2 protein-coding genes are annotated in these 1,457 nt (G+C 49.4%); both read right to left on the reverse strand.

Annotated elements, in window-relative coordinates; translation table 11 throughout:
* A partial coding sequence (locus tag KDK18_RS05365) for a hypothetical protein (protein ID WP_257253744.1) occupies nucleotides 1–289 on the reverse strand: 289 nt, incomplete at its 3' end.
* 407 nt (nucleotides 290–696) lie between these two features.
* Nucleotides 697–1,457 (reverse strand): gamma-glutamyltransferase (locus tag KDK18_RS05370; RefSeq protein WP_257253745.1); only part of this gene is annotated, 761 nt, incomplete at its 5' end.

Below are 1,457 nucleotides of genomic sequence, written 5' to 3' on the forward strand. Positions count from 1 at the left end.
ACCCATAAGAAAAGGACGCTAATGGAATAATATTCACTAGCCAATCCAGTAGCACATGCTCACGGAACAAGTATGAATCAAACCCCCAGAAAACATCACCCGCGCTCGTTGTAAATTTAATTCCGTGAATAAAAATTCCGGAGCACTGATCCAGCCAATCAAATCTGTTACAAAAACTTATTTGCTGCTGACTCTGTATCGGATAATTGCCCCAGACCAGATAGGGTGGGCGAAAATATGTTGATGGTGCAAGAACTCCAAACACTGGTGGAATAAGAGTTACAAACATATCATGACCTTTGCCAGACGTGCACGATGCGTAACTAAACAGGCAGGCGATTCCAATTAGTCACCCAACAGGCTCCTGTTTCACAGTTTGTTGCTCGGGGAACAAGCGAGGGCGCCTAGCCGGGGGCGCCCAGCCCTAAACTCCCCAAGTCTCACAGACTCCGCAGACCTAACATCACGTAAGCTCCAAGGTAAGTCTAAAAGAGACAGAGGAAAGGTAGTTCACGGGTTGGCTCTCCGCAAGCCTCGCTGACATCCCCCACCTGTTTTGGTGGGTCTTACGCGAATTGAGGATCAATGTAGGTGTCGAGTAATACCATTCAAAATTTCACCAGTTCCGCACACGTCTTATACCGGCTACGCTTTTTTTTGTTTAGCCCTGGCCTCAATAATGGCTGCAAATAGCATTCAAATGCCCATCGCCACCCCCTCACGACGGGGGTCAGCACCGCCCTCAAGGCCTTTTTCCGTGATCACAATGCCATGCAGGCCACTGTTGAGTTCCCGCACCTTGATGGAATAGCCGAGCTTTTCCAATGCAGGCTTCAGACGCTCTGCTTCGGTATCCTGCTCAAGCTCATAAACGCCAGACGGATTCAGCTTATGAGGCAGAGCAATGGCTTTCTGGATATCCATTCCCCAGTCAATATGGGCTATCAGGGTTTTGGCAACATAACTAATGATACGACTGCCGCCGGGTGAGCCAATCACCATATAAGGCTGACCCTTTTTATCCATAACAATCGTGGGGGCCATAGAAGACCTTGGTCTTTTACCAGGTTCAACACGATTGGCAATGGGCGTACCATCCTCATGACTGGCAAAAGAAAAGTCAGTCATTTCATTATTCAGCAGGAATCCGCCCACCATCAAACGGGAACCGAAACCGTTTTCAATCGTCGTCGTCATGGACAGCGCATTACCCTCGGCATCGACAATGGAAATATGGCTGGTAGAAGGCAGTTCAATGGACTGATCATCCGCCCGAAGTGAAGCATGCTGCCAGGTGGGTTTACCCGCTTTAACGGTCTTCAGGGCCTGATCTGACTGAAGCTGTTTAGCCCGGTCTGCCAGATATTGACTATTCAGAAGTCCCTGGACAGGCACGGGAACATAGTCACTGTCAGCCAGATAACGGGCCCTGTCGGCAAAAGCCAGTCTTGAAGCAC

This window comes from Endozoicomonas sp. SESOKO3, assembly GCF_024606255.1.